Source organism: Allobosea sp. (genome assembly GCF_048595345.1).
Lineage (GTDB): Bacteria > Pseudomonadota > Alphaproteobacteria > Rhizobiales > Beijerinckiaceae > Allobosea.
Genome location: NZ_JBMDWH010000036.1, coordinates 1 through 19,158, shown reverse-complemented (window position 1 = coordinate 19,158; position 19,158 = coordinate 1). Strand labels below are relative to the sequence as shown.

Below are 19,158 nucleotides of genomic sequence, written 5' to 3'. Positions count from 1 at the left end.
CTCAGCGGCTCCTCAGGATCCAGAGCTGCGCCATCGAGATCGAGAACAGGATCACGAAGAGAACGACCGTCTGCGCGGCCGCATAGCCCATCTGATAGGAGGAAAAGGCGGTCTGGTAGATCATCAGCACCAGCGGCTTGGTGGTGTTCAGCGGCCCGCCGGGATCGTTGCTGGTCATGTTGTAGACCTGATCGAAAATGCGCAGGAAGCCGATCGAGGAGAACACGACGAGGAAGACCGTGGTGGGCTTCAGCAGCGGCAGCGTGATGCGTCGCAGGATCGCCGCTTCGCCCAGCCCGTCGATCCGCGCCGCCTCGTAATAGCTCGTCGGGATGGCGCGCAGGCCGGCCATGAAGATGATGATCTGGAAGCCGAGATGGGCCCAGATCGCGGTCAGCATGATCGCCGGCAGCGCCTGGTCGACCGAGCGCAGGAAGGGCTGAGCCGGAATGCCGAGCGAGCCCAGCACGCCGTTGATCACGCCGATCGGCGGCGGCTGGTAGAACCAGCGCCAGACCCAGGCCATCGCGGCGGCCGTCGTCAGGTAGGGCAGGAAATAGAGCGCGCGGATCAGCCCATGCAGGACCGTCACCCGATCGAGGTAATAGGCGATGGCGAAGGAGAGCACGATCGCGATCGGCGTGCCGAAGATGAGATAGGCGAAGGTGTTGCGGAAGACCTGCCAGAACACCGGATCGGCGAAGAGCTTGCGGTAATTCTCCAGCCCGATGAAGCGCGCTTCGTTCAGCAGGTCCCAATCGGTCAGCGAAAGATAGAAGCCCTCGATGGTGGGGTAGAAGCGCACCACCGCGAAGAACAGCACCGGCACCGCCAGGAAGATCCAGGCCCAGACGATCTGCTTGGTCGCGATCGACAGCCGGCCCCAGGCGCCGCCGGAGCCTGGGCTCCGGGGCGCGGACGAGATCATGGTCATACCCGCTCCTCCGCGGCCTGCGCTGATCCCTCGAGGCCGCTCACTTGGCCTTGAACTTGTCGAGTATGGCCTGCTCGCGGGTCGCGGCGGCCGACAGCGCCTCCTTCACGGGCGTGTCCTTCAGCAGCACGCCGTTGATCATGTCGATCGAGACCTGGCGCTGGGCCGCTTCGTCGACCATCGGCGGCGTCGCCGCATATTCGAGTCCGCGGATGAAGGGGCCGTAGATCGGATCCTTGACGTTGGCTTCGGTCAGCGCGACCGCACGGCGCGCCGGCAATTCGCCGACCTTTTCCAGCCAGACATTCATCGCCTTCTCGGAGGAGACGAAGGCCAGGAATTTCTCGGCCGCCGCAAGCTTCTCGCCCGTGGCGGAAGCGCCGATGGCGTTGGCGAAATAGCTGCCGAAATTGGCCTTCCGGCCGTCCTGCGTCGGCAGCTCGGCCACGCCCCATTTGAAGCTCTGGATGGTCTTGTAGGAGGCGATGCGGAAGGTGCCGTCCACGACCATGCCGGCAAGACCGCCGCGGAAGGCGGCCTGCCCCTCATCCATGAAGCCTTCCTGCCCGATGCGATGCACCTTCTGCAGGCTGGTGTAGAATTCCAGCGCCTTCACGCCGGCCTCGGTGTTGTAGGCGACCTTGCTGCCGTCGGCGCTGTAGGACTCACCGCCATATTGGCGCACGAGGATCTCGCGCCACCAGTTGTGGTCCTGTCTGGCGATGTCCATGGCCATGCCGACCTGCTGGAAGTTGCCGGCCGCGTCGCGCTTGGCGATCGTCTTGCCCGCCGCCACCAGCTCGTCCAGCGTCTGCGGCGGCTTGTCGGGGTCCAGCCCCGCCTTCTGGAACATGTCCTTGTTGTAGAACAGCGCCATCGAGCGCACTGCGGTCGGCAGGCCGTAATACTGCCCGTCGCGCTTCATCGCCGAGACGATCGGGAAGAAGTCGCGCTCGATCTCCTCCGCCTTGAAGGCCTTCGGCAGCGGCTGCACCAGCTTGCCGGCGATGAAGGTGTCGAGCCAGCCATAGAACAGCTGCATCACCTCGGGCCCGCGCCCGGCGGCCTTCGCCGCGATCAGGCGGGTCTGGTAGTCCGCATAGGGAAAGGTCACCTGCTTGACGGTGATGCCGGGATTCTCGGCCTCGAACTGCTTGATCAGCTCCGTCATCGCCTGGACGCGGGTGTCGAAGACATACTGCCAGTACTGGATCTCGACGGCGGCGGCGCGTTGCGTGCCGGCCGACAGGACGCCGAGCGCCATGGCTGCGGCGAGCAGCGGGCGGCGGAACGAGAAGCGGGCGATGGCCGCGAATGTCATGATGTCCTCCCCGGACGGCTTCACTGTTGACCAGCGTATTTGTGCAAGCGCTTGCATGCTAGACGGCGGTCGGCATTTGTCAATCCGGCCGTCCGGCGCTAAATCGAGTCTGCATACGCCCCTAAGGGACGCTTGGCCTGCTGGTTGGGGAAAACGGACGCAAGCGCTTGCATCAGAAAGCCGCCGATCTGAAGAGCCTCGCTCTGGCGCTGGGGCTGTCGCAATCCACCGTGAGCCGGGCGCTGCGCGCCCATCCGGCCATTCCGGAGGCGACGCGCCGGCGTGTCGCGGAAGCGGCCGAGGCGGCGGGCTACCGCCCGAATGCGCGCGCCCGCGGTCTCGCCACGGGGCGCACCGAAACGATCGGCCTCGTCTTCCCGCTGCAACGCCTGCAATTGCCTGAGACGAATTTCGTCGATGTGCTGGCGGGCATTTCGACCGCCGTCACCGCCCGCAACTACAATCTGCTGCTGGCGCCCTTCGAGGATGACGAGGAGGGCGTGCTGCGCAAGCTCGCCTCCAGCAAATCGGTCGATGGGGTGATGATCACGCGCCCGCTAGTGCGCGATCCGCGCATCGCGCTGCTCAACACGCTGCGCCTGCCCTTCGTCGTTCATGGCCGCACCGAGGCGGCCGAGCCCTTCTCCTTCGTCGACACCGACAACGACACCGCCTTCGAGCGCCTGACGAACCTGCTCCTGGATTACGGCCATCGCGAGATCGTCTTCATCAACGGCTTGGCGCAGTTCCGCTATGTCGCGGCCCGGGCCGCCGCCTTCGCGCGCGCTCACGCCGCGCGAGGCCTCGCGCCGCTGCCGGATGCGGTGGAGTTCGTCTCGATGACGGAGCAGACCGGCTTCGTCACCGCGATGCGCCGGCTCGCGCAGGGGCCGCGACCATCGGCCTTTCTCTGCGGCTCCGTCTTCCAGGCCCGCGGCGTCTACCGGGCTCTGGCGCAGCATGGGTTGGCGGTGGGGCGCGACGTTTCGGTCGCCTGTCACGATGACGGGGTGCGCGGCTGCAGCGCGGCCGATCTGGTGCCGGCGCTGACCGCCACGGTCACCTCGATCCGCAGCGCCGGCGAGCGCCTGGCGCTCGACCTCATCGATCTCATCGAGCAGATCGCGCCGGCGCCGGTCCAGCGTATCCTGCCCTTCGACCTCGTCCTGCGCGATTCGGTGGCGCTGGCCGGCGCGCCCTGAGTCGCCCGGCCCGCTTCCTCAATCCTCGGCCAGCCGGTAGCCTACGCCCGGTTCGTTGAAGACGAGGCGCGGGTCGGCGGCATCGTCCCCCAGCTTCTCGCGGATATGGGCGATGGCGATGCGCAGATAATGCGTATCCTTGAGATGGGCCGGCCCCCAGACGGTGCTCAGCAACTGCCGGTGACCGACGAGCTTCCCGCGGTTCCGGGCGAGCAGCGCCAGCACGTCGAACTCCTTGCGCGTCAGCTTCGCCGGCCGGCCCTCCATCGCGACGGTGCGCGCGGCCAGGTCGATCGTCAGCCCCCCGGCGGTGATCGTCGCCGGTTGCGCCTCGTGCTCGCGGCGGCTGCGCAGCAGGGCGCGAAGCCGCGCCTGCAATTCGCCCGTCGCAAAGGGCTTCGTGACATAATCATCGGCCCCGGCATCGAGCGCGGCGATCTTCTCAGCTTCGGCATCGCGCACCGAGAGCACCATGATCGGCACGCTCGACCAGTCGCGGATGCCGGCGATCACGGCCTTGCCGTCCATATCCGGCAGACCCAGATCGAGCAGCACCGCGTCGGGAGCGCCCGTCGCCGCCAGTTCGATGCCGCCCCGCCCGCGCTCGGCCTCGATCACCGCGTAGCCCGCGGCTTCGAGCACGATACGCAGGAAGCGCCGGATCGGCGCCTCGTCGTCGATGATGAGTATCCGGGCCGGTCGCGTCTCGGTCATGGGTCCGTGGTCAGGCATCCGCGCTCTTCGCGGCCGGCATCGTCAGCACGATCGTGGTGCCGCGTCCATCCGGTCCCGCCTTCGCGGCGGCGGTTCCGCCATGGGCTTCCACCAGGCCGCGCACGATGGCGAGGCCGAGCCCCGTCCCGGCCGGGTGCCCGTCGCCCCGCGTCAGGCGGGTGAACGGATCGAACACCCGTTCGCGTTCGCCGGGGGGAATGCCCGGTCCCTCATCCGTGACCGCCAGCCGCACGCCGGCCTCGCCCGCTTTGCCGGCCTCGACCGTGATGCGGCTTCCGGGCGGGGCGTATTTCGCCGCGTTCTCCAGAATGTTCGCCAGCGCCTGCCCGATCAGCACGGCATCGACGTCGAGCAGCGGCAGATCATCCTCGACGATCACGGACAGCGCGTGATCCTGCAGGATGCGGCCGAGGTCGCGGCGCGCCTTGCCGATGATCTCGCGCAGATCGGCCGGTGCCCGGCGCGGCATCAATGCGCCGTGCTCGAGCTTCGTCATGTCGAGCAGGTTCTGCACATAGCGGTCCAGCCGCCGGGCTTCGTCGAGCGCGGTCAGCGTGAGTTCGCGGCGAGTCTCGGCCCCGAAGGCGGCGCTGTCATCGGCGAGGCCGGAGACGGCGCCGATGACGGTGACGAGCGGCGTGCGCAGATCATGGCTGACGGAGTTGAGCAGGGCGGCGCGCAGCTTCTCGCTTTCCCCGACGATCCGGACCTCGGCGAGTTCGCCCGCCAGCCTGGTGCGCTCCAGCGCGACCGCAACCTGATCCTCGACGGCATCGAGCAGGCGCCGCGTCTCGGGGTCGAGCCCTCGGGCGCGGTCGTGGAAGCGCACGCCGATCACGCCGAGCGTCGCCGTCGACGTGGCCAGCGGCAGGAACAGCCACTCGCTCATCGGCAGCGTATCCGTGCCGGCGCCGGCAGGCTCGTTCCTCTCGAAGGCCCAGCGCGCCGCCCCTTCGGCACGGGCATCGAGCTCGTCGATGGTCGGATGGCCCTGCACCTGCTCCAGCGCGCCGCCGGCGTTCGGCATCAGGATCAGCGAATGGCAGTCCAGCGTCGCGGCGATGTGGAAGGCGGCGGCCCAGAGCACGTCGTCGGGCCGATGCGCCGAGGCGATCTTGCGCGCGAAATCATAGAGCGTTTCGGTGCGGCGCTTGGCGCGGCGCATCGTTTCGACCTGGGCCTTGAGGCGGCTGGCGAGCGAGCCGGTGAAGACGGCGCCCAGCAGATAGACCAGCACCGAAACCACATCCTCCGGCGCGCTGATCGACAGCGAGAAATAGGGAGGCGTGTAGAAGAAATTATAGGCCAGTGAGCCGAGCACTCCCGCGAGCAGCGAGGGGCCGAGCCCGGCGCGGGCGCCCACGGCGAGCACGGCGACGAGGTAGACGGCCGAGATCGCCCCGCCGGGCACCGCCTCCCAGGTCGCCAATGGCCAGGCGAGTCCGGTCGCGATGGCGATTGCGAGCGGGGAGAGCCCGTAGCCGCGCCAATCGGGCCGCGCCGCGATGGCCTGCACCCGGCGCCGCTCCGTCAGCGGGTGCGAGCTGACGAGCGTGACCTCGAAATCGGTGGCGGCGGCGAGGAGCCTCTCGCCGAGTGAGGCACGCGACAGCGCCGCGACGAGCCGCGCCCAGGCGGAGGCGGGGCGCGGCCGGCCGATCACGAGGCGCGAAACGTTGCGGCGGCGGGCATAGTGCAGGAGTTCGCGCACCGGATCGGTTTCCGCCTGCAGAACCGCCGTTTCGGCGCCGAGCGTTTCGGCCAGCCGCAACGCCTCGCCCGCCAGCGCCCGGGTCTCGGCCGGCAGCGACTCGCTGCGGGGCGTCGTCACCAGCGCGACGATCCATGGCATGCGCGCCCGTTCCGCCATCCGCTTGCCGGCCCGGACCAGGGCCCGCGCCGCCTGCCTCTCGTCGATGCAGACCAGCAGTCGCTCCTCGGCCGGCCATGGGCCGGAGACGGCATTGGCCTGCATCCATTCGCGCATCTCGTCGTCGACGCGGCTGGCCGCGGTCCGCAGGGCGAGTTCCCGCAGCGCGGTGAGCTTGCCCTTGCCGAAGAAGTTGTCGAGCGCCCGGCCCGCCTGCTCGGGCACATAGACCTTGCCGTCCTTCAGCCGCCGGATGAGCTCTTCGGGCGGCAGATCGATGAGTTCGATATCGTCGGCCCGTTGCAGCATGAGATCGGGCACGGTTTCCTGCACGCGCACGCCGGTGATGCGGGCCACGACGTCGTTGAGGCTCTCCACATGCTGGACGTTCAGGGTGGTGACGACATCGATGCCGGCGTCCAGGGCCTCCATCACATCCTGCCAGCGCTTGGGATGGCGCGAGCCGGGCACATTGGTGTGGGCGAGCTCGTCGATCAGGGCCAGTGCCGGCCGGCGCGCCAGCAGGGCGTCGAGATCCAGCTCCGACACCGTCTGGCCGCGATAGTCGAGCTGCCGCCGCGGCAACTGCTCGATCGTGTCCAGCAGCGCCGCGGTCTCGGCCCTGCCATGGGTCTCGATCAGCGCCGCCACGACGTCGATGCCGGCCCGCTGCCGCTGCCGTGCCTCCTCCATCATCGCATAGGTCTTGCCGACGCCGGGCGAGGCGCCGAGGATGATCTTGAGATGGCCACCGCGACGCGCGCGCTCCTCGCTGCGGCTGGCGGCGAGGAGCGCGTCCGGATCGGGACGATGATCGGGCGCGCTCGTCATGCCCGCAGGTGAAGCATCACGGCGCCAGCCTGTCGAGGGCGAGGTTCAGTGCCAGCACATTGACGCGCGGCTCGCCCAGCACGCCGAGCAGCCGCCCGCTCGTCTGTTGCCGCACCAGGTCCTCAACCTTGTCCTCGGCGAGACCGCGCGCTTTCGCCACGCGCCCCGCCTGGCTCAGCGCGGCGGCGGGGGTGATGTCGGGGTCGAGGCCCGAGCCCGAGGCGGTGACGAGGTCCGCCGGCTGCGGCCCGCCGCCGAGCGCTTGCGCCCGCGCCCTGACCGCCTCCTGCAGCGTCCTGGACGAGGCCCCGAGATTGGAGCCGGAGGAACTGGCGGCGTTGTAGGGGCTGTCGATCGACTTCGTGGCGTCCTGAGGGTCGGGCGCCGTCGTCGCCGAGGGGCGGCCATGAAAGTAGCGCTCCGAGGAGAAGGCCTGGCCGATCAGCGCGGAGCCGACGATCCCGTCCCGCCCCATCACCGGAGAGCCATCGGCCTGCCGCGGCAGCACGGTCTGGGCGATCCCGGTGACGGCGAGGGGATAGGCGAGGCCGGTCAGGAGGGTGAAGAGCGCCGTCAGCACGAGCGCCGGGCGAAGATGAGTGAGCATGATGGGACTCCGTCAGGCCAGATGCAGCCAATCGACGACGAGGTCGATCGCCTTGATGCCGATGAAGGGGACCCCGAGACCGCCGAGCCCGTAGACGGCGAGGTTGCGGCCGAGCAGGCTGGCCGCCGAGGCCGGCCGGTAGCGCACGCCCTTCAGCGCCAGCGGGATCAGCGCGATGATCACCAGCGCATTGAAGATGATGGCCGAGAGGATCGCCGATTGCGGCGTGCCGAGCCCCATCACGTCCAGGACCGCGAGGCCCGGATAGGCCGAGGCGAACAGCGCCGGCAGGATCGCGAAGTATTTCGCCACGTCGTTGGCGACCGAGAAGGTGGTGAGGGCGCCGCGCGAAATCAGGAGCTGCTTGCCGACCATCACGATCTCGATCAGCTTGGTCGGATCGCTGTCGAGATCGACGAGGTTTCCCGCTTCCTTGGCAGCGGGCGTGCCGCTGTTCATGGCGACGCCGACATCGGCCTGCGCCAGAGCGGGCGCATCGTTGGAGCCGTCGCCGCACATGGCGACCAGGCGCCCCTCGGCCTGCTCCTTGCGGATCAGCTCCAGCTTTCGCTCGGGCGTCGCCTCGGCCAGGAAATCATCGACCCCCGCTTCGGCCGCGATCGCCGCCGCGGTCAGCGGGTTGTCGCCGGTGATCATGACCGTGCGGATGCCCATGCGGCGCAGCTCGGCGAAGCGCTCGCGGATGCCGGGCTTGACCACGTCCTTCAGGTGGATCGTGCCGAGGACGACGCCGTCTCGGGCGACGACTAGCGGCGTGCCGCCGGCCGAGGCGATGCGGCGCACGCTCGCCTCGACGCCGGCCGGCAGCCCTCCCGCCAGCCGCGCCATGGCGTCCGAGGCGCCCTTGCGCAGGCTCTGCCCGGTGGCGAGATCGGCGCCCGAGACGCGGGTCTGCGCCGTGAAGGGCACGAAGACCGCCCCTTGCCCGCCACTGCGGTCGAAGCCGAAGTTCTGCGCTGCCAGCGCGACGATCGACTTGCCTTCCGGCGTATCGTCGGCGAGCGAGGCGAGAAAGGCGGCCTCGGCCAGATCACGCTCGGCGACGCCCGGCGCCGGCTCGAAGCTTTCCGCCATGCGGTTGCCGAAGGTGATGGTGCCGGTCTTGTCGAGCAGCAGCACGTCGATGTCGCCGGCCGCCTCGACGGCCCGGCCGGATTTGGCAACGACATTCGCTTTCACCAGCCGGTCCATCCCGGCGATGCCGATGGCCGACAGGAGCCCGCCGATCGTGGTCGGGATCAGCGTGACGAACAGCGCGACCAGATAGACCAGCGGGATCTGGGTGCCCGACCATGCCGCGAAGAAGGGCAGGGTGACGACCACGAGCAGGAACACCAGCGTCAGGGCCGCGAGCAGGATGTCGAGTGCGATTTCGTTCGGAGTCTTCTGGCGCTTGGCGCCTTCGACCAGCGCGATCAGGCGATCGACGAAGGTCTCGCCCGGCCTGGCCGTGACGCGCATCACCAGCCAGTCCGACACCAGCCGCGTCCCGCCCGTCACCGAGGAGCGGTCGCCGCCCGATTCGCGGATCACCGGCGCCGATTCTCCCGTGATGGCGCTTTCGTCGACCGCCGCGACGCCTTCGACGACCTCGCCATCGGTCGGCACCATGTCACCAGCCTCGACCAGGATGATCTCGCCGGGCTCGAGAACCGCGACATCCTTGGTGCCGTAGACGACGCGGTTGGCGGGGTCGACGAGCACTTTCGCGAGCGCAGAGGAGCGCGTCGCGCGGAAGGCGTCCGCCCTCGCCTTGCCGCGCCCTTCGGCCACCGCCTCGGCGAGATTGGCGAAGAGCACCGTGAACCACAGCCAGATCGTGATCTGGAGGCCGATCCCGAAGGTCGGCCCGCCGGCGAGGCCCTCCCGAACCGTGAGGATCGTGGCGAGCAGCGAGACCGCCGCCGTGGTGAAGATCACCGGATTGCGCGCCAGGCTGCGCGGATCGAGCTTGCGCAGCGATTGCAGGAGCGCGGGCCGGAGGATGGCGGGCGCGAACAGTCCGAACTCGGCGGAGGCGGGCCGGCCGGGAGCATGCCGATTCATGGAAGCGTCCTCAAAAGCTCTGCCCGGCGGACAGCGAAACCTGTTCGGCGATCGGTCCGAGGGCGAGCACGGGAAGGAAGGTCAGCGCGCCGACGATCAGGATCGTGGCGAGCAGGAGGGTGACGAAGAGCGGCCCGTGGGTCGGGAAGGTGCCGGCGGTCGCCGCGGCCGGGCGCTTGCCGGCGAGGCTGCCGGCGATCGCCAGGATCGGGACGATGTAGCCGAAGCGGCCGAGCATCATGGCGAGCCCCAGGAAGATGTTGTGCCAGGAAACATTCGCCGAGAAGCCGGCAAAGGCCGAGCCGTTGTTGCCCGTGGCGGAGCTGTAGGCATAAAGCAGCTCGGAAAGCCCGTGCGGCCCGGCATCCTGCACGGCGCTCTGGGCGTTGCCGGTCGCGATCGCCAGCGCGGCGAGCACCAGGACGCCCACCGGCATCACCAGCAGCGTCAGTGCGGCGAGCTTGATCTCGCGCGCCTCGATCTTCTTGCCGAGATATTCCGGCGTGCGCCCGACCATCAGCCCGGCGAGGAAGACCGTGACGATGACGAAGAGCAGCATGCCCGTGAGCCCGACGCCGACGCCGCCGAAGATCACCTCGCCGAGCTGGATCTGGAGCATCGCGACGAGGCCGCCCAGCGGCGTGAAGGAATCCAGCATCGCATTCACGGAGCCGTTCGAGGCGGCGGTGGTGACGGCGGCCCAGATCGCCGAGCCGACGATGCCGAAGCGGACCTCCTTGCCCTCCATATTGCCCATTGCCGGGTTGGCGAAGGCGGCGAGCGCCGGGTTGCCGGCCTTTTCGGCGAGGTAGATCACGGCGAAGGCGACGACCAGCATGATCGTCATCACCGCGAGCAGCGCGCGTCCCTGGCGCTTGTCGCCGACCATGCGGCCATAGGCGATGCAGAACGCCGCCGGCAGCACCAGGATCGACAGGGCGGTGATGAGGTTGGACAGCGCGTTCGGATTCTCGAAGGGGTGTGCCGAATTGACGTTGAAGAACCCGCCGCCATTGGTGCCGAGCTGCTTGATCGCAATCTGGCTGGCCACCGGCCCGATGGCGATGGTCTGCCTGGCGCCTTCCAGCGTCGTGGCGTCGAAGCTCGCCTTCAGGGTCTGCGGCACGCCCAGCGCCACGAGTCCGAGCGCCAGGATCAGCGAGCCGGGCAGCAGGACATACAGGGTGAACCGGGTGAGATCCTGCCAGAAATTGCCGATCTGCCGTGTCTGCCGCGCCGCAAAGCCGCGCGCGACGGCGGCGGCGACGGCCGCGCCGCTGGCTGCCGACAGGAAGTTCTGCGTCGTCAGCCCGGCCATCTGGCTGAGATTCGAGAGCGTGGTCTCGCCGCCATAGGATTGCCAGTTGGTGTTGGTGACGAAGGAGATCGCCGTGTTGAAGGCCAGATGCGCCGGCACCCCGTCGAAGCCCTGGGGGTTGAGCGGCAGGAGGTTCTGGAACCGCAGGATCAGGAACAGAAGCAGGAAGCCCGCAGCGTTGAAGGCGATCAGCGAGAGCGCATAGGCGCTCCAGCGCTGCGGGCCCGAGGCGGCCGCTCCGGCGGCTGCGAGCAGCGGCCGTTCGAGCCAGTCGAGGAAGCGGCACTCGCCCGTGAACACCCGGGCGACGTAGACGCCCAGCGGCCAGGCAATTGCGGCCAGCAGGATGGCGTAGAGGGCGATCTGGAGAAGGTCGGCTGCCATGGCAGGCCTCCCCTCAGAACAGTTCGGGGCGCAGCAGCGCCGCCAGCAGATAGCCGACCAGCAGCACGGCGGTGGTCAGGCCGAGGATGATGTCGATGGACATGAGCGGCCTCACAACCGCTCGGCGGCGAGCACCGCGGCTGCCGCGAGGCCGAAAAGGGCGAGGCCGCCCAGAAAGAGTGCTGTGTCGATCATGGTCCTGATCCGATCGGTTTCGATCGGATCAGGACCTAGGCGGTGGCGTCATAAAGCCGCCATCTCGATCTCCGGCGAAGGCGTAAACTGCGCGTAAAGCCCGCGACGACTCGATCGGTGCCGTTCGCGGAAACGGGCCCAAGCGACTTGCGGTATTTCATTCGCGTCACACATTCACCCGGCCGGTCTGCCCCGTTATGATCGGCCGCAACGCGACACCGCCCCGGCCTGGACAGCTTCCTCGATGACGACCCGCCCTCGCTCCGTCACCGGCGATGCCGACCGGATTGCGAAACTCCACTCCCTGGCGATTCTCGACAGTCAGCCGGAGCCGGCCTTCGATGGCCTGCTGGCGATCGCGCGCACCATCTGCCGCGCACCGACCGCGTTGATCAGCCTCGTGGATTCGAACCGGCAATGGTTCAAGGCGCGCATCGATTTCGGGCCCTGCGAGACCGATCTCGACCGCTCCGTCTGTTCGCATGCGCTGGAGCAGGGTTCGACGTTGATCGTGCCGGACCTCTCGGTCGATCCGCGCACGGCCGCCAACCCGCTCGTTACCGGCGAACCCGGCATCCGGTTCTATGCCGGGGCGTTGTTGCGAACCTCGGACGGTCACGCCATCGGCACGCTTTGCGTCATCGACACGCAGCCGCGCCCGCAGGGGCTCACCGACGAGCAAACGACGCTGCTTGAAGCGCTGGCGGCGCAGGTGACGAACCTGATCGAGCTGCGCGTCGCGGCGATCGCGCGCGAGGCCGCCACGGCCATCGATCTCGAAAAGGCGGAGCGGTCCAACCTGGCGGCCGAGGCCGGACGCATCGGCACCTTCGACATCGACCTCGCCACCAATCAGGTGATGCCATCGACGCAGATGTGCCGGATCTTCGGCGTCGAATTCGCTCCCGCCTTCGATTCGGCCGTATTCGAGACACTGTTGATCCCTGACGATCAGGGCAAGCAGTCGACTCGCTCGGACCGCGCCCGCGGGACCAGCAATCTGGTGACCGAATACCGCATCCGCCGCGCCCATGACGGCGCCTTGCGCTGGATCGCGAGGCGCGGCGATTTCGTCACTAATGCCGAGGGCAAGCCGCTGCGGTTCACCGGCACCGTCCTCGACATCACCGACCGCAAGCAGCTGGAGCTGCGCCAGCAGGTTCTCATCGACCTCAGCGACACGATCCGCGAGGCCGAAAGCATTGCCGACATCGTCAGCGCCGCCTCGCGCATGCTGGGCGAGAACATGCAGGCCAGCCGCGTCGGCTATGCCGGGATCGACATCCCCGCCGACCTGTTCGACGTGCAGGCCGATTGGTGCGCCCCGGGCATCCCCAGTCTGGTTGGCCATCACAGCCTGGCCGCCTTCCAGGGCACCGCGCGGTTTCTGCGCACGGGCCAGCCGCTGGTCGTGTCGAACATCGCCGCGGCCCGATGGCTCAGCGGCGACAGCGAGGGCTATGCCAGCATCGGGGCCAACGCCAAGATCAAGGTGCCGCTGATGCGGCGCGCGCAGCTGATCGGCTGCTTCTTCGTCCACAACGCCACGGCGCGGACATGGTCGCCCGAAGAGGTCTCCTTCGTCGAGGCGGTCGCGGACCGTGTCTATGCCGGGGTTGCCCGCATCCGCGCCGAGCAAGAGCAGAAGCTCCTGAACCAGGAGCTCAGCCACCGGCTCAAGAACACGCTCGCCATGGTCGCCGCCATCGCCAAGCAGACCCTGCGCGGCGTGAGCGAGCGGGATGCGGTCGAGGCCTTCCAGGCCCGGCTGCTCGCTCTCTCGGGCGCGCATGACGTGCTGCTGCAGGACAGCTGGTCCTCGGCGCGCATCAACAGCGTCGTCGAGGCCGCGATGTCCGTGCATTCCCGCACCGAGCGCTTCAGGATCGGCGGCGCGGATCTTCGCCTGGGGCCGAAGGCCGCGCTGTCCCTCGCCATGCTGCTGCACGAACTGGCGACGAACGCCATCAAGCACGGTGCGCTGTCGGTTCCGGAGGGGCGCGTCGAGATCGCCTGGGCCGTCGAGGGTGCGGCCGCCGATGCGGTGCTGCGCCTGAGCTGGCGCGAGATCGATGGCCCGCCCACCCTTCCGCCGCAGCAAAAGGGTTTCGGCTCCCGGCTGATCGCCAGCGGGCTGGCGGGCGCTGGCAAGACGGAATTGCGCTATGACCCCACCGGTTTCATCGGCATTTTCGAGGCGCCGATGAGCCTGATCACCCAGTTCTAAAGCGTCCTCCGGTCACGCGAGCCGGCCCGCCGACCATCGCGACCCGATGCGATTGCATCGCCACCGGATCGATGGAAGGCTCGTTCTGGAGATTTCAGAGTCTGATTCACGGCTTGGCGGGCGCTCCGCCATCGGGTCAGGCTTCCGGCAGGACGAACCGCGATCCCCATGAGCAGAACCGGCCAGGCGCCTCTTTCTCAAGACCCGCATGCGGTGCGCGAACCGCGGGAAAACAATCTCGAACTGGCCATCGGCGTCGAGGTCCGCAGCTATCGCAAGGCGCTGGGCATCACGGTCGCCGATCTTTCGGCTGCGACCGGCATGTCGGTCGGCATGCTCTCCAAGATCGAGAACGGCAAGATCTCGCCCTCGCTGACCACGCTGCATGCACTGTCCAGGGCACTTGGCGTGCCGATCACGGCGCTGTTCCGCCGCTTCGAGGAGCCGCGCAACGCGGTGTTCGTCAAGGCGGGGGAGGGGGTCGACATCGAGCGGCGCGGCACGCGGTCCGGCCACCAGTACAGCCTGCTCGGCCACATCGACAACAATAGCAGCGGCGTGACGGTGGAGCCCTATCTGATCACGCTGACGGCGGAATCCGACGTGTTCCCGACCTTCCAGCATGAGGGCATGGAGTTTCTCTACATGCTGGAAGGCGAGGTGATCTATCGCCATGGCGAGCAGCTCTACACGATGCGGGCGGGAGACAGCCTGTTCTTCGATGCCGATGCGCCGCATGGGCCCGAGGCGATCGTGGCCCTTCCGGCCCGATATCTCTCGATCATCAGCTACCCCCAGAAAGCCGGCTGACACTCCCAGAAAATTACTCAGCAGGAAACTTTTATTCTTTTCAATTGATGCTGACCCGCCGCGGTGCTAGTCCTGTCTCCCAATGGAAGCGGAGACATGAGCCCATGTGCGGAATCGTCGGGCTGTTCCTGAAAGACAAGGCGCTGGAGCCGCAGCTCGGCACCCTTCTCTCGGACATGCTGATCACCATGACCGATCGCGGCCCGGACTCGGCCGGCATCGCGATCTATGGCGCGGGGGATGCGGGACGCGGAAAGATCACCGTTCAATCCTCCCAGCCGGAGAGCGATTTTCCCGGCCTCGCCGAGGCGCTGAAGGGCGAAGGCCTCGAGGTGACGGTCACGGCCAAGAGCACGCATGCGGTGATCGAGGCCGCCGCCGGAGAGGTCGAGGCGGTGCGCGCCGCGCTGGCGGTCTTGCGCCCGGCGCTGCGGGTGATGGGCGCCGGAGACAGCATCGAGATCTACAAGGAAACCGGCCTGCCGAAGGATGTCGTCGCCCGCTTCGGCGTGAGGGCGATGGGCGGCACGCACGGCATCGGCCACACCCGCATGGCGACGGAATCCGCGGTGACGACGCTCGGCGCGCACCCGTTCTCGACCGGGCCGGACCAGTGCCTCGTTCATAACGGCTCGCTCTCCAACCACAACAATCTGCGGCGCGAGTTGCTGCGCGAGGGCATGAGCTTCGAGACCCAGAACGATTCCGAGGTCGCGGCCGCCTATCTCACCGCGCAGATGGCGCGCGGGAAGGATCTCGGCGAGGCGCTGACCGGCGCGCTCGACGATCTCGACGGCTTCTTCACATTCGTCGTCGGCACGAAATCCGGCTTCGGCGTGCTGCGCGACCCGATCGCCTGCAAGCCGGCGGTGATGGCGGAGACGGATCGCTACGTCGCCTTCGGCTCGGAATACCGCGCGCTGGTCGGCCTGCCGGGCATCGAGCAGGCCCGCATCTGGGAGCCGGAGCCCGCCACCGTCTATTTCTGGGACCACGAGAAGGCCGCCTGACACCATGCCCGTCTTCGACCTCGCCACCACCCCGCTCCGCGAGCTCAACAGCGCGCTGCACGGCCTGCCGCCCGGCGCCAACGACACCGTCTTCGAGATCGTCAACCCGCGCGGCGGCCATGCGGTCGCGGTCGGCATCGACAGCCCGGTCAAGGTCGAGGTGCGTGGCTCCGTCGGCTATTACTGCGCCGGCATGAACGATGGCGGCAGCGTCACCGTGCATGGCTCCGCCGGCCCCGGCGTGGCCGAGAACATGATGGCCGGCCAGGTCGTGATCGAGGGCGACGCCAGCCAATATGCCGGCGCGACGGGGCGCGGCGGGCTTCTGGTGATCAAGGGCAACGCCGCCTCGCGCTGCGGCATTTCGATGAAGGGCATCGACATCGTCGTCGGCGGCAGCATCGGCCACATGTCCGCCTTCATGGGCCAGTCGGGCAATCTCGTCGTGCTGGGCGATGCCGGCGATGCGCTGGGGGATTCGATCTATGAGGCGAAGCTCTTCGTGCGCGGCTCGGTGAAGAGCCTGGGCGCCGATTGCATCGAGAAGGAGATGCGCCCCGAGCATCTGGAGACCCTGGCGACGCTGCTGGAAAAGGCGGGGCTGGAGGCCGATCCGGCGAGCTTCCGCCGCTACGGCTCGGCGCGGACGCTCTACAACTTCAACATCGACAACGCCGAAGCCTATTGAGGCGCAAGAGAGGCCATGTCCTACCACAACCCCCATACGCCGCCGCGCAAATCCGCGACCTTCGACGACTACACGCTCGCCGAGATCCGGCGCGCGGCCGCGACCGGCATCTATGACATTCGCGGTGCCGGCACGAAGCGCAAGGTGCCGCATTTCGACGATCTGCTGTTCCTCGGCGCCTCGATCTCGCGCTATCCGCTCGAGGGCTACCGCGAGAAATGCGACACCAGCGTCGTGCTCGGCTCCCGCTTCGCGAGGAAGCCGATCACGCTGAAGACGCCCGTCACCATCGCCGGCATGAGCTTCGGCGCGTTGTCGGGCCCGGCCAAGGAGGCGCTCGGCCGCGGGGCGACGTTGGCCGGCACCTCCACCACCACCGGCGATGGCGGCATGACGGATGAGGAGCGCGAGCATTCTCGCACGCTGGTCTATCAGTATCTGCCGTCCCGCTATGGCATGAATCCGCGGGACCTGCGCCGCGCCGACGCGATCGAGGTCGTGGTGGGGCAGGGCGCCAAGCCCGGCGGCGGCGGCATGCTGCTCGGCCAGAAGATTTCCGACCGGGTCGCGGCGATGCGCAACCTGCCGCAGGGCATCGACCAGCGCTCCGCCTGCCGTCATCCGGACTGGACCGGCCCGGACGATCTCGAGATCAAGATCCTGGAGCTGCGCGAGATCACCGATTGGGAAAAGCCGATCTATGTGAAGGTCGGCGGCGCGCGGCCCTATTACGACACCGCGCTCGCGGTGAAGGCCGGCGCGGATGTCGTGGTGCTGGACGGCATGCAGGGCGGCACGGCCGCGACGCAGGATGTCTTCATCGAGCATGTCGGCATGCCGACGCTCGCCTGTCTGCGCCCCGCCGTGCAGGCGCTGCAGGATCTCGGCATGCACCGCAAGGTCCAGCTCGTCATCTCCGGCGGCATCCGGTCGGGAGCCGATGTCGCCAAGGCGCTGGCGCTCGGTGCCGATGCGGTGGCGATCGGCACGGCGGCTCTGGTCGCCATCGGCGACAACGATCCGAAATGGGAAGAGGACTACCGCGCGCTCGGCACCACGGCGGGCGCCTATGACGACTGGCACGAGGGCCGCGACCCTGCGGGCATCACCACGCAGGATCCGGAGCTGATGAAGCGGCTGGACCCGGTGGCAGCGGGCCGGCGCCTGGCGAACTACCTCAAGGTCATGACGCTGGAGGCGCAGACCATCGCGCGCGCCTGCGGCAAGAACCATCTGCACAATCTCGAACCGGAAGACCTGTGCGCGCTGACGCTCGAAGCAGCCGCCATGGCCCAGGTGCCGCTCGCCGGCACCGCTTGGTACCCCGGAAAAGGGGGCTTCTGACGCCGGATGAAGACGGCGAGCGGGCGTGCTCGGGAGGGCGCCCGCCTGCCGAAGAAGACCCAAAAAAACCACAGGGGAACGACGTGACCTTAGACCTCTCCACCTATGCCGCCGAACGCGGCATCCGCTATTTTCTGATCAGCTATACCGACCTCTTCGGCGGGCAGCGCGCCAAGCTGGTCCCCGCGCAGGCCATCGCCGACATGCAGAAGGACGGGGCGGGCTTTGCCGGCTTCGCCACCTGGCTCGACCTGACCCCGGCCCATCCCGACCTGTTCGCGATGCCGGACGCCTCCTCCGTCATCCAGCTGCCTTGGAAGAAGGACGTGGCCTGGGTCGCCGCCGATTGCGTGATGGATGGCGCGCCGGTCGCGCAGGCGCCGCGCGTGGTCCTCAAGCGGCTGGTGGCGGAGGCTGCCGCCGAGGGCCTGTGCGTCAAGACCGGCGTCGAGCCCGAGTTCTTCCTGGTGACGCCGGATGGTGCGCGCATCTCCGACGAATACGACGCGGCCGAGAAGCCCTGCTACGATCAGCAGGCGCTGCTGCGGCGCTACGACGTCATCGCCGAGATCTGCGATGCCATGCTGGAACTGGGCTGGAAGCCCTACCAGAACGACCATGAGGATGCGAACGGCCAGTTCGAGATGAACTGGGAGTATGACGACGCGCTGAAGACGGCGGACAAGCACTCCTTCTTCAAGTTCATGGTCAAGTCGGTGGCGGAGAAGCACGGGCTTCGCGCCACCTTCATGCCCAAGCCCTTCCAGGGGCTCACCGGCAATGGCTGCCACGCGCATATCTCGGTCTGGGATATCGACGGACAGGTCAATGCCTTCGCCGATCCGGCGATGCCCTTCGGCCTCTCGGCCAAGGGTAAAACCTTCCTCGGCGGCATCATGAAGCACGCCTCTGCGCTCGCCGCCATCACCAATCCAACGGTGAATTCCTACAAGCGGATCAATGCGCCGCGCACTGTCTCTGGCGCGACCTGGGCGCCGAACACCGTGACCTGGACCGGCAACAACCGCACCCACATGGTGCGCGTGCCCGGCCCCGGCCGCTTCGAATTGCGCCTGCCCGACGGGGCGGTGAATCCCTATCTGCTGCAGGCGATCATCATCGCTGCCGGTCTCTCCGGACTGCGCTCGCAGGCCGACCCCGGCCCGCACCACGATATCGACATGTATCGCGACGGCCATCTGGTGCAGGACGCGCCGCGCCTGCCGCTGAATCTCCTCGACGCGCTGCGCGAATACGAGAAGGACGGCGCCTTGCAATCGGTCCTCGGCCCGGAGTTCTCGGCGGCCTATCTCAAGCTGAAACACGAGGAGTGGAACCGCTACTGCGCCCATTTCACCCAATGGGAGCATGAGGCGACGCTCGATATCTAGGGCATGCCGAGTTTTCGCGGAGCCACTCGGGCAGCCCGGGCTTGCCCTGGCGATACCAACGACAGCGCGACGATGAATGTCTGGCTGCACAGGGCCGTCATCGAGAAGCTCTCCGAAAACGGCGGCAAGCTGCCGGCCGATCTGCTCGACTGACCGGCCCTCGGCCGTTCCACGTCTCGAGACGAAAGGCCTGCCGCGCGGCACGCGGCGGGCCTTTCGTCGAC

The 19,158-nt window shown here is 68.1% G+C and carries 15 protein-coding genes and 1 pseudogene; 8 read left to right on the top strand and 8 right to left on the bottom strand.

Annotation, left to right across the window (positions count from 1 at the left end):
* Nucleotide 1 precedes the first annotated feature (1 nt).
* Nucleotides 2–934, bottom strand: a complete 933-nt coding sequence (locus ACOJTB_RS04560; protein WP_420101333.1) for a carbohydrate ABC transporter permease — start codon at nt 932–934, stop codon at nt 2–4.
* Between the two features lie 40 nt (nt 935–974).
* Nucleotides 975–2,255 carry an extracellular solute-binding protein gene (locus ACOJTB_RS04555; RefSeq protein WP_420101332.1) on the bottom strand — a complete coding sequence of 427 codons (1,281 nt, stop codon included), beginning with the start codon at nt 2,253–2,255 and terminating at the stop codon, nt 975–977.
* 167 nt (nt 2,256–2,422) lie between these two features.
* Between ACOJTB_RS04555 and ACOJTB_RS04550 the strand changes: the two genes are divergently transcribed.
* Nucleotides 2,423–3,457, top strand: a complete 1,035-nt coding sequence (locus ACOJTB_RS04550) for a substrate-binding domain-containing protein (protein ID WP_420101331.1) — start codon at nt 2,423–2,425, stop codon at nt 3,455–3,457.
* Nucleotides 3,458–3,475: 18 nt separating this feature from the next.
* Here ACOJTB_RS04550 and ACOJTB_RS04545 read toward each other — a convergent pair whose 3' ends face one another.
* The 6 genes from ACOJTB_RS04545 to kdpF are packed head-to-tail and all read right to left on the bottom strand — an operon-like array spanning nt 3,476 to nt 11,372.
* Nucleotides 3,476–4,171, bottom strand: a complete 696-nt coding sequence (locus ACOJTB_RS04545; RefSeq protein WP_420101330.1) for a response regulator — start codon at nt 4,169–4,171, stop codon at nt 3,476–3,478.
* 10 nt (nt 4,172–4,181) lie between these two features.
* The gene (locus ACOJTB_RS04540; protein WP_420101329.1) at nt 4,182–6,893 is read right to left on the bottom strand and encodes an ATP-binding protein; all 2,712 of its coding nucleotides are present in this window, start codon (nt 6,891–6,893) and stop codon (nt 4,182–4,184) included.
* A 16-nt stretch (nt 6,894–6,909) separates the two neighbouring features.
* Nucleotides 6,910–7,500, bottom strand: a complete 591-nt coding sequence (gene kdpC, locus ACOJTB_RS04535; protein WP_420101328.1) for a potassium-transporting ATPase subunit KdpC — start codon at nt 7,498–7,500, stop codon at nt 6,910–6,912.
* A gap of 12 nt (nt 7,501–7,512) precedes the next feature.
* Entirely contained in the window at nt 7,513–9,567 is a 2,055-nt protein-coding gene (kdpB, locus tag ACOJTB_RS04530) for a potassium-transporting ATPase subunit KdpB (RefSeq protein ID WP_420101327.1), read from the bottom strand.
* Between the two features lie 10 nt (nt 9,568–9,577).
* Entirely contained in the window at nt 9,578–11,269 is a 1,692-nt protein-coding gene (gene kdpA, locus ACOJTB_RS04525; protein ID WP_420101326.1) for a potassium-transporting ATPase subunit KdpA, read from the bottom strand.
* A 13-nt stretch (nt 11,270–11,282) separates the two neighbouring features.
* On the bottom strand, nt 11,283–11,372 hold the full coding sequence (gene kdpF, locus ACOJTB_RS04520; RefSeq protein WP_420101325.1) for a K(+)-transporting ATPase subunit F: 90 nt from the start codon (nt 11,370–11,372) through the stop codon (nt 11,283–11,285).
* A 336-nt stretch (nt 11,373–11,708) separates the two neighbouring features.
* Here kdpF and ACOJTB_RS04515 point away from each other — a divergent pair, with 336 nt between their 5' ends.
* The 7 genes and pseudogenes from ACOJTB_RS04515 to ACOJTB_RS04485 all read left to right on the top strand — a co-directional run.
* The gene (locus ACOJTB_RS04515; protein ID WP_420101324.1) at nt 11,709–13,691 is read left to right on the top strand and encodes a GAF domain-containing protein; all 1,983 of its coding nucleotides are present in this window, start codon (nt 11,709–11,711) and stop codon (nt 13,689–13,691) included.
* Nucleotides 13,692–13,859: 168 nt separating this feature from the next.
* Nucleotides 13,860–14,501, top strand: a complete 642-nt coding sequence (locus ACOJTB_RS04510; protein WP_420101323.1) for a helix-turn-helix domain-containing protein — start codon at nt 13,860–13,862, stop codon at nt 14,499–14,501.
* Nucleotides 14,502–14,605: 104 nt separating this feature from the next.
* Nucleotides 14,606–15,511, top strand: a complete 906-nt coding sequence (locus tag ACOJTB_RS04505) for a class II glutamine amidotransferase (protein WP_420101322.1) — start codon at nt 14,606–14,608, stop codon at nt 15,509–15,511.
* A 4-nt stretch (nt 15,512–15,515) separates the two neighbouring features.
* Nucleotides 15,516–16,199, top strand: coding sequence for a GltB/FmdC/FwdC-like GXGXG domain-containing protein (locus ACOJTB_RS04500; RefSeq protein ID WP_420101321.1), 684 nt, complete (start codon nt 15,516–15,518; stop codon nt 16,197–16,199).
* Nucleotides 16,200–16,214: 15 nt separating this feature from the next.
* Nucleotides 16,215–17,543, top strand: coding sequence for an FMN-binding glutamate synthase family protein (locus ACOJTB_RS04495; protein WP_420101320.1), 1,329 nt, complete (start codon nt 16,215–16,217; stop codon nt 17,541–17,543).
* An 83-nt stretch (nt 17,544–17,626) separates the two neighbouring features.
* Nucleotides 17,627–18,934 carry a type III glutamate--ammonia ligase gene (gene glnT / locus ACOJTB_RS04490; RefSeq protein ID WP_420101319.1) on the top strand — a complete coding sequence of 436 codons (1,308 nt, stop codon included), beginning with the start codon at nt 17,627–17,629 and terminating at the stop codon, nt 18,932–18,934.
* Nucleotides 18,935–18,982: 48 nt separating this feature from the next.
* Nucleotides 18,983–19,087, top strand: a pseudogene (locus ACOJTB_RS04485) (DUF3597 family protein); the annotation flags it as partial.
* Between the last annotated feature and the right edge of the window lie 71 nt (nt 19,088–19,158).

What these genes read in the sequence shown, in the direction of transcription:
- ACOJTB_RS04560 (WP_420101333.1), bottom strand. Translation starts at nt 934, where the DNA reads ATGACCATGATCTCGTCCGCGCCCCGGAGCCCAGGCTCCGGCGGCGCC.
- ACOJTB_RS04555 (WP_420101332.1), bottom strand. Translation starts at nt 2,255, where the DNA reads ATGACATTCGCGGCCATCGCCCGCTTCTCGTTCCGCCGCCCGCTGCTC.
- ACOJTB_RS04545 (WP_420101330.1), bottom strand. Translation starts at nt 4,171, where the DNA reads ATGACCGAGACGCGACCGGCCCGGATACTCATCATCGACGACGAGGCG.
- ACOJTB_RS04540 (WP_420101329.1), bottom strand. Translation starts at nt 6,893, where the DNA reads ATGACGAGCGCGCCCGATCATCGTCCCGATCCGGACGCGCTCCTCGCC.
- kdpC (WP_420101328.1), bottom strand. Translation starts at nt 7,500, where the DNA reads ATGCTCACTCATCTTCGCCCGGCGCTCGTGCTGACGGCGCTCTTCACC.
- kdpB (WP_420101327.1), bottom strand. Translation starts at nt 9,567, where the DNA reads ATGAATCGGCATGCTCCCGGCCGGCCCGCCTCCGCCGAGTTCGGACTG.
- kdpA (WP_420101326.1), bottom strand. Translation starts at nt 11,269, where the DNA reads ATGGCAGCCGACCTTCTCCAGATCGCCCTCTACGCCATCCTGCTGGCC.
- kdpF (WP_420101325.1), bottom strand. Translation starts at nt 11,372, where the DNA reads ATGTCCATCGACATCATCCTCGGCCTGACCACCGCCGTGCTGCTGGTC.
- ACOJTB_RS04515 (WP_420101324.1), top strand. Translation starts at nt 11,709, where the DNA reads ATGACGACCCGCCCTCGCTCCGTCACCGGCGATGCCGACCGGATTGCG.
- ACOJTB_RS04510 (WP_420101323.1), top strand. Translation starts at nt 13,860, where the DNA reads ATGAGCAGAACCGGCCAGGCGCCTCTTTCTCAAGACCCGCATGCGGTG.
- ACOJTB_RS04505 (WP_420101322.1), top strand. Translation starts at nt 14,606, where the DNA reads ATGTGCGGAATCGTCGGGCTGTTCCTGAAAGACAAGGCGCTGGAGCCG.
- ACOJTB_RS04500 (WP_420101321.1), top strand. Translation starts at nt 15,516, where the DNA reads ATGCCCGTCTTCGACCTCGCCACCACCCCGCTCCGCGAGCTCAACAGC.
- ACOJTB_RS04495 (WP_420101320.1), top strand. Translation starts at nt 16,215, where the DNA reads ATGTCCTACCACAACCCCCATACGCCGCCGCGCAAATCCGCGACCTTC.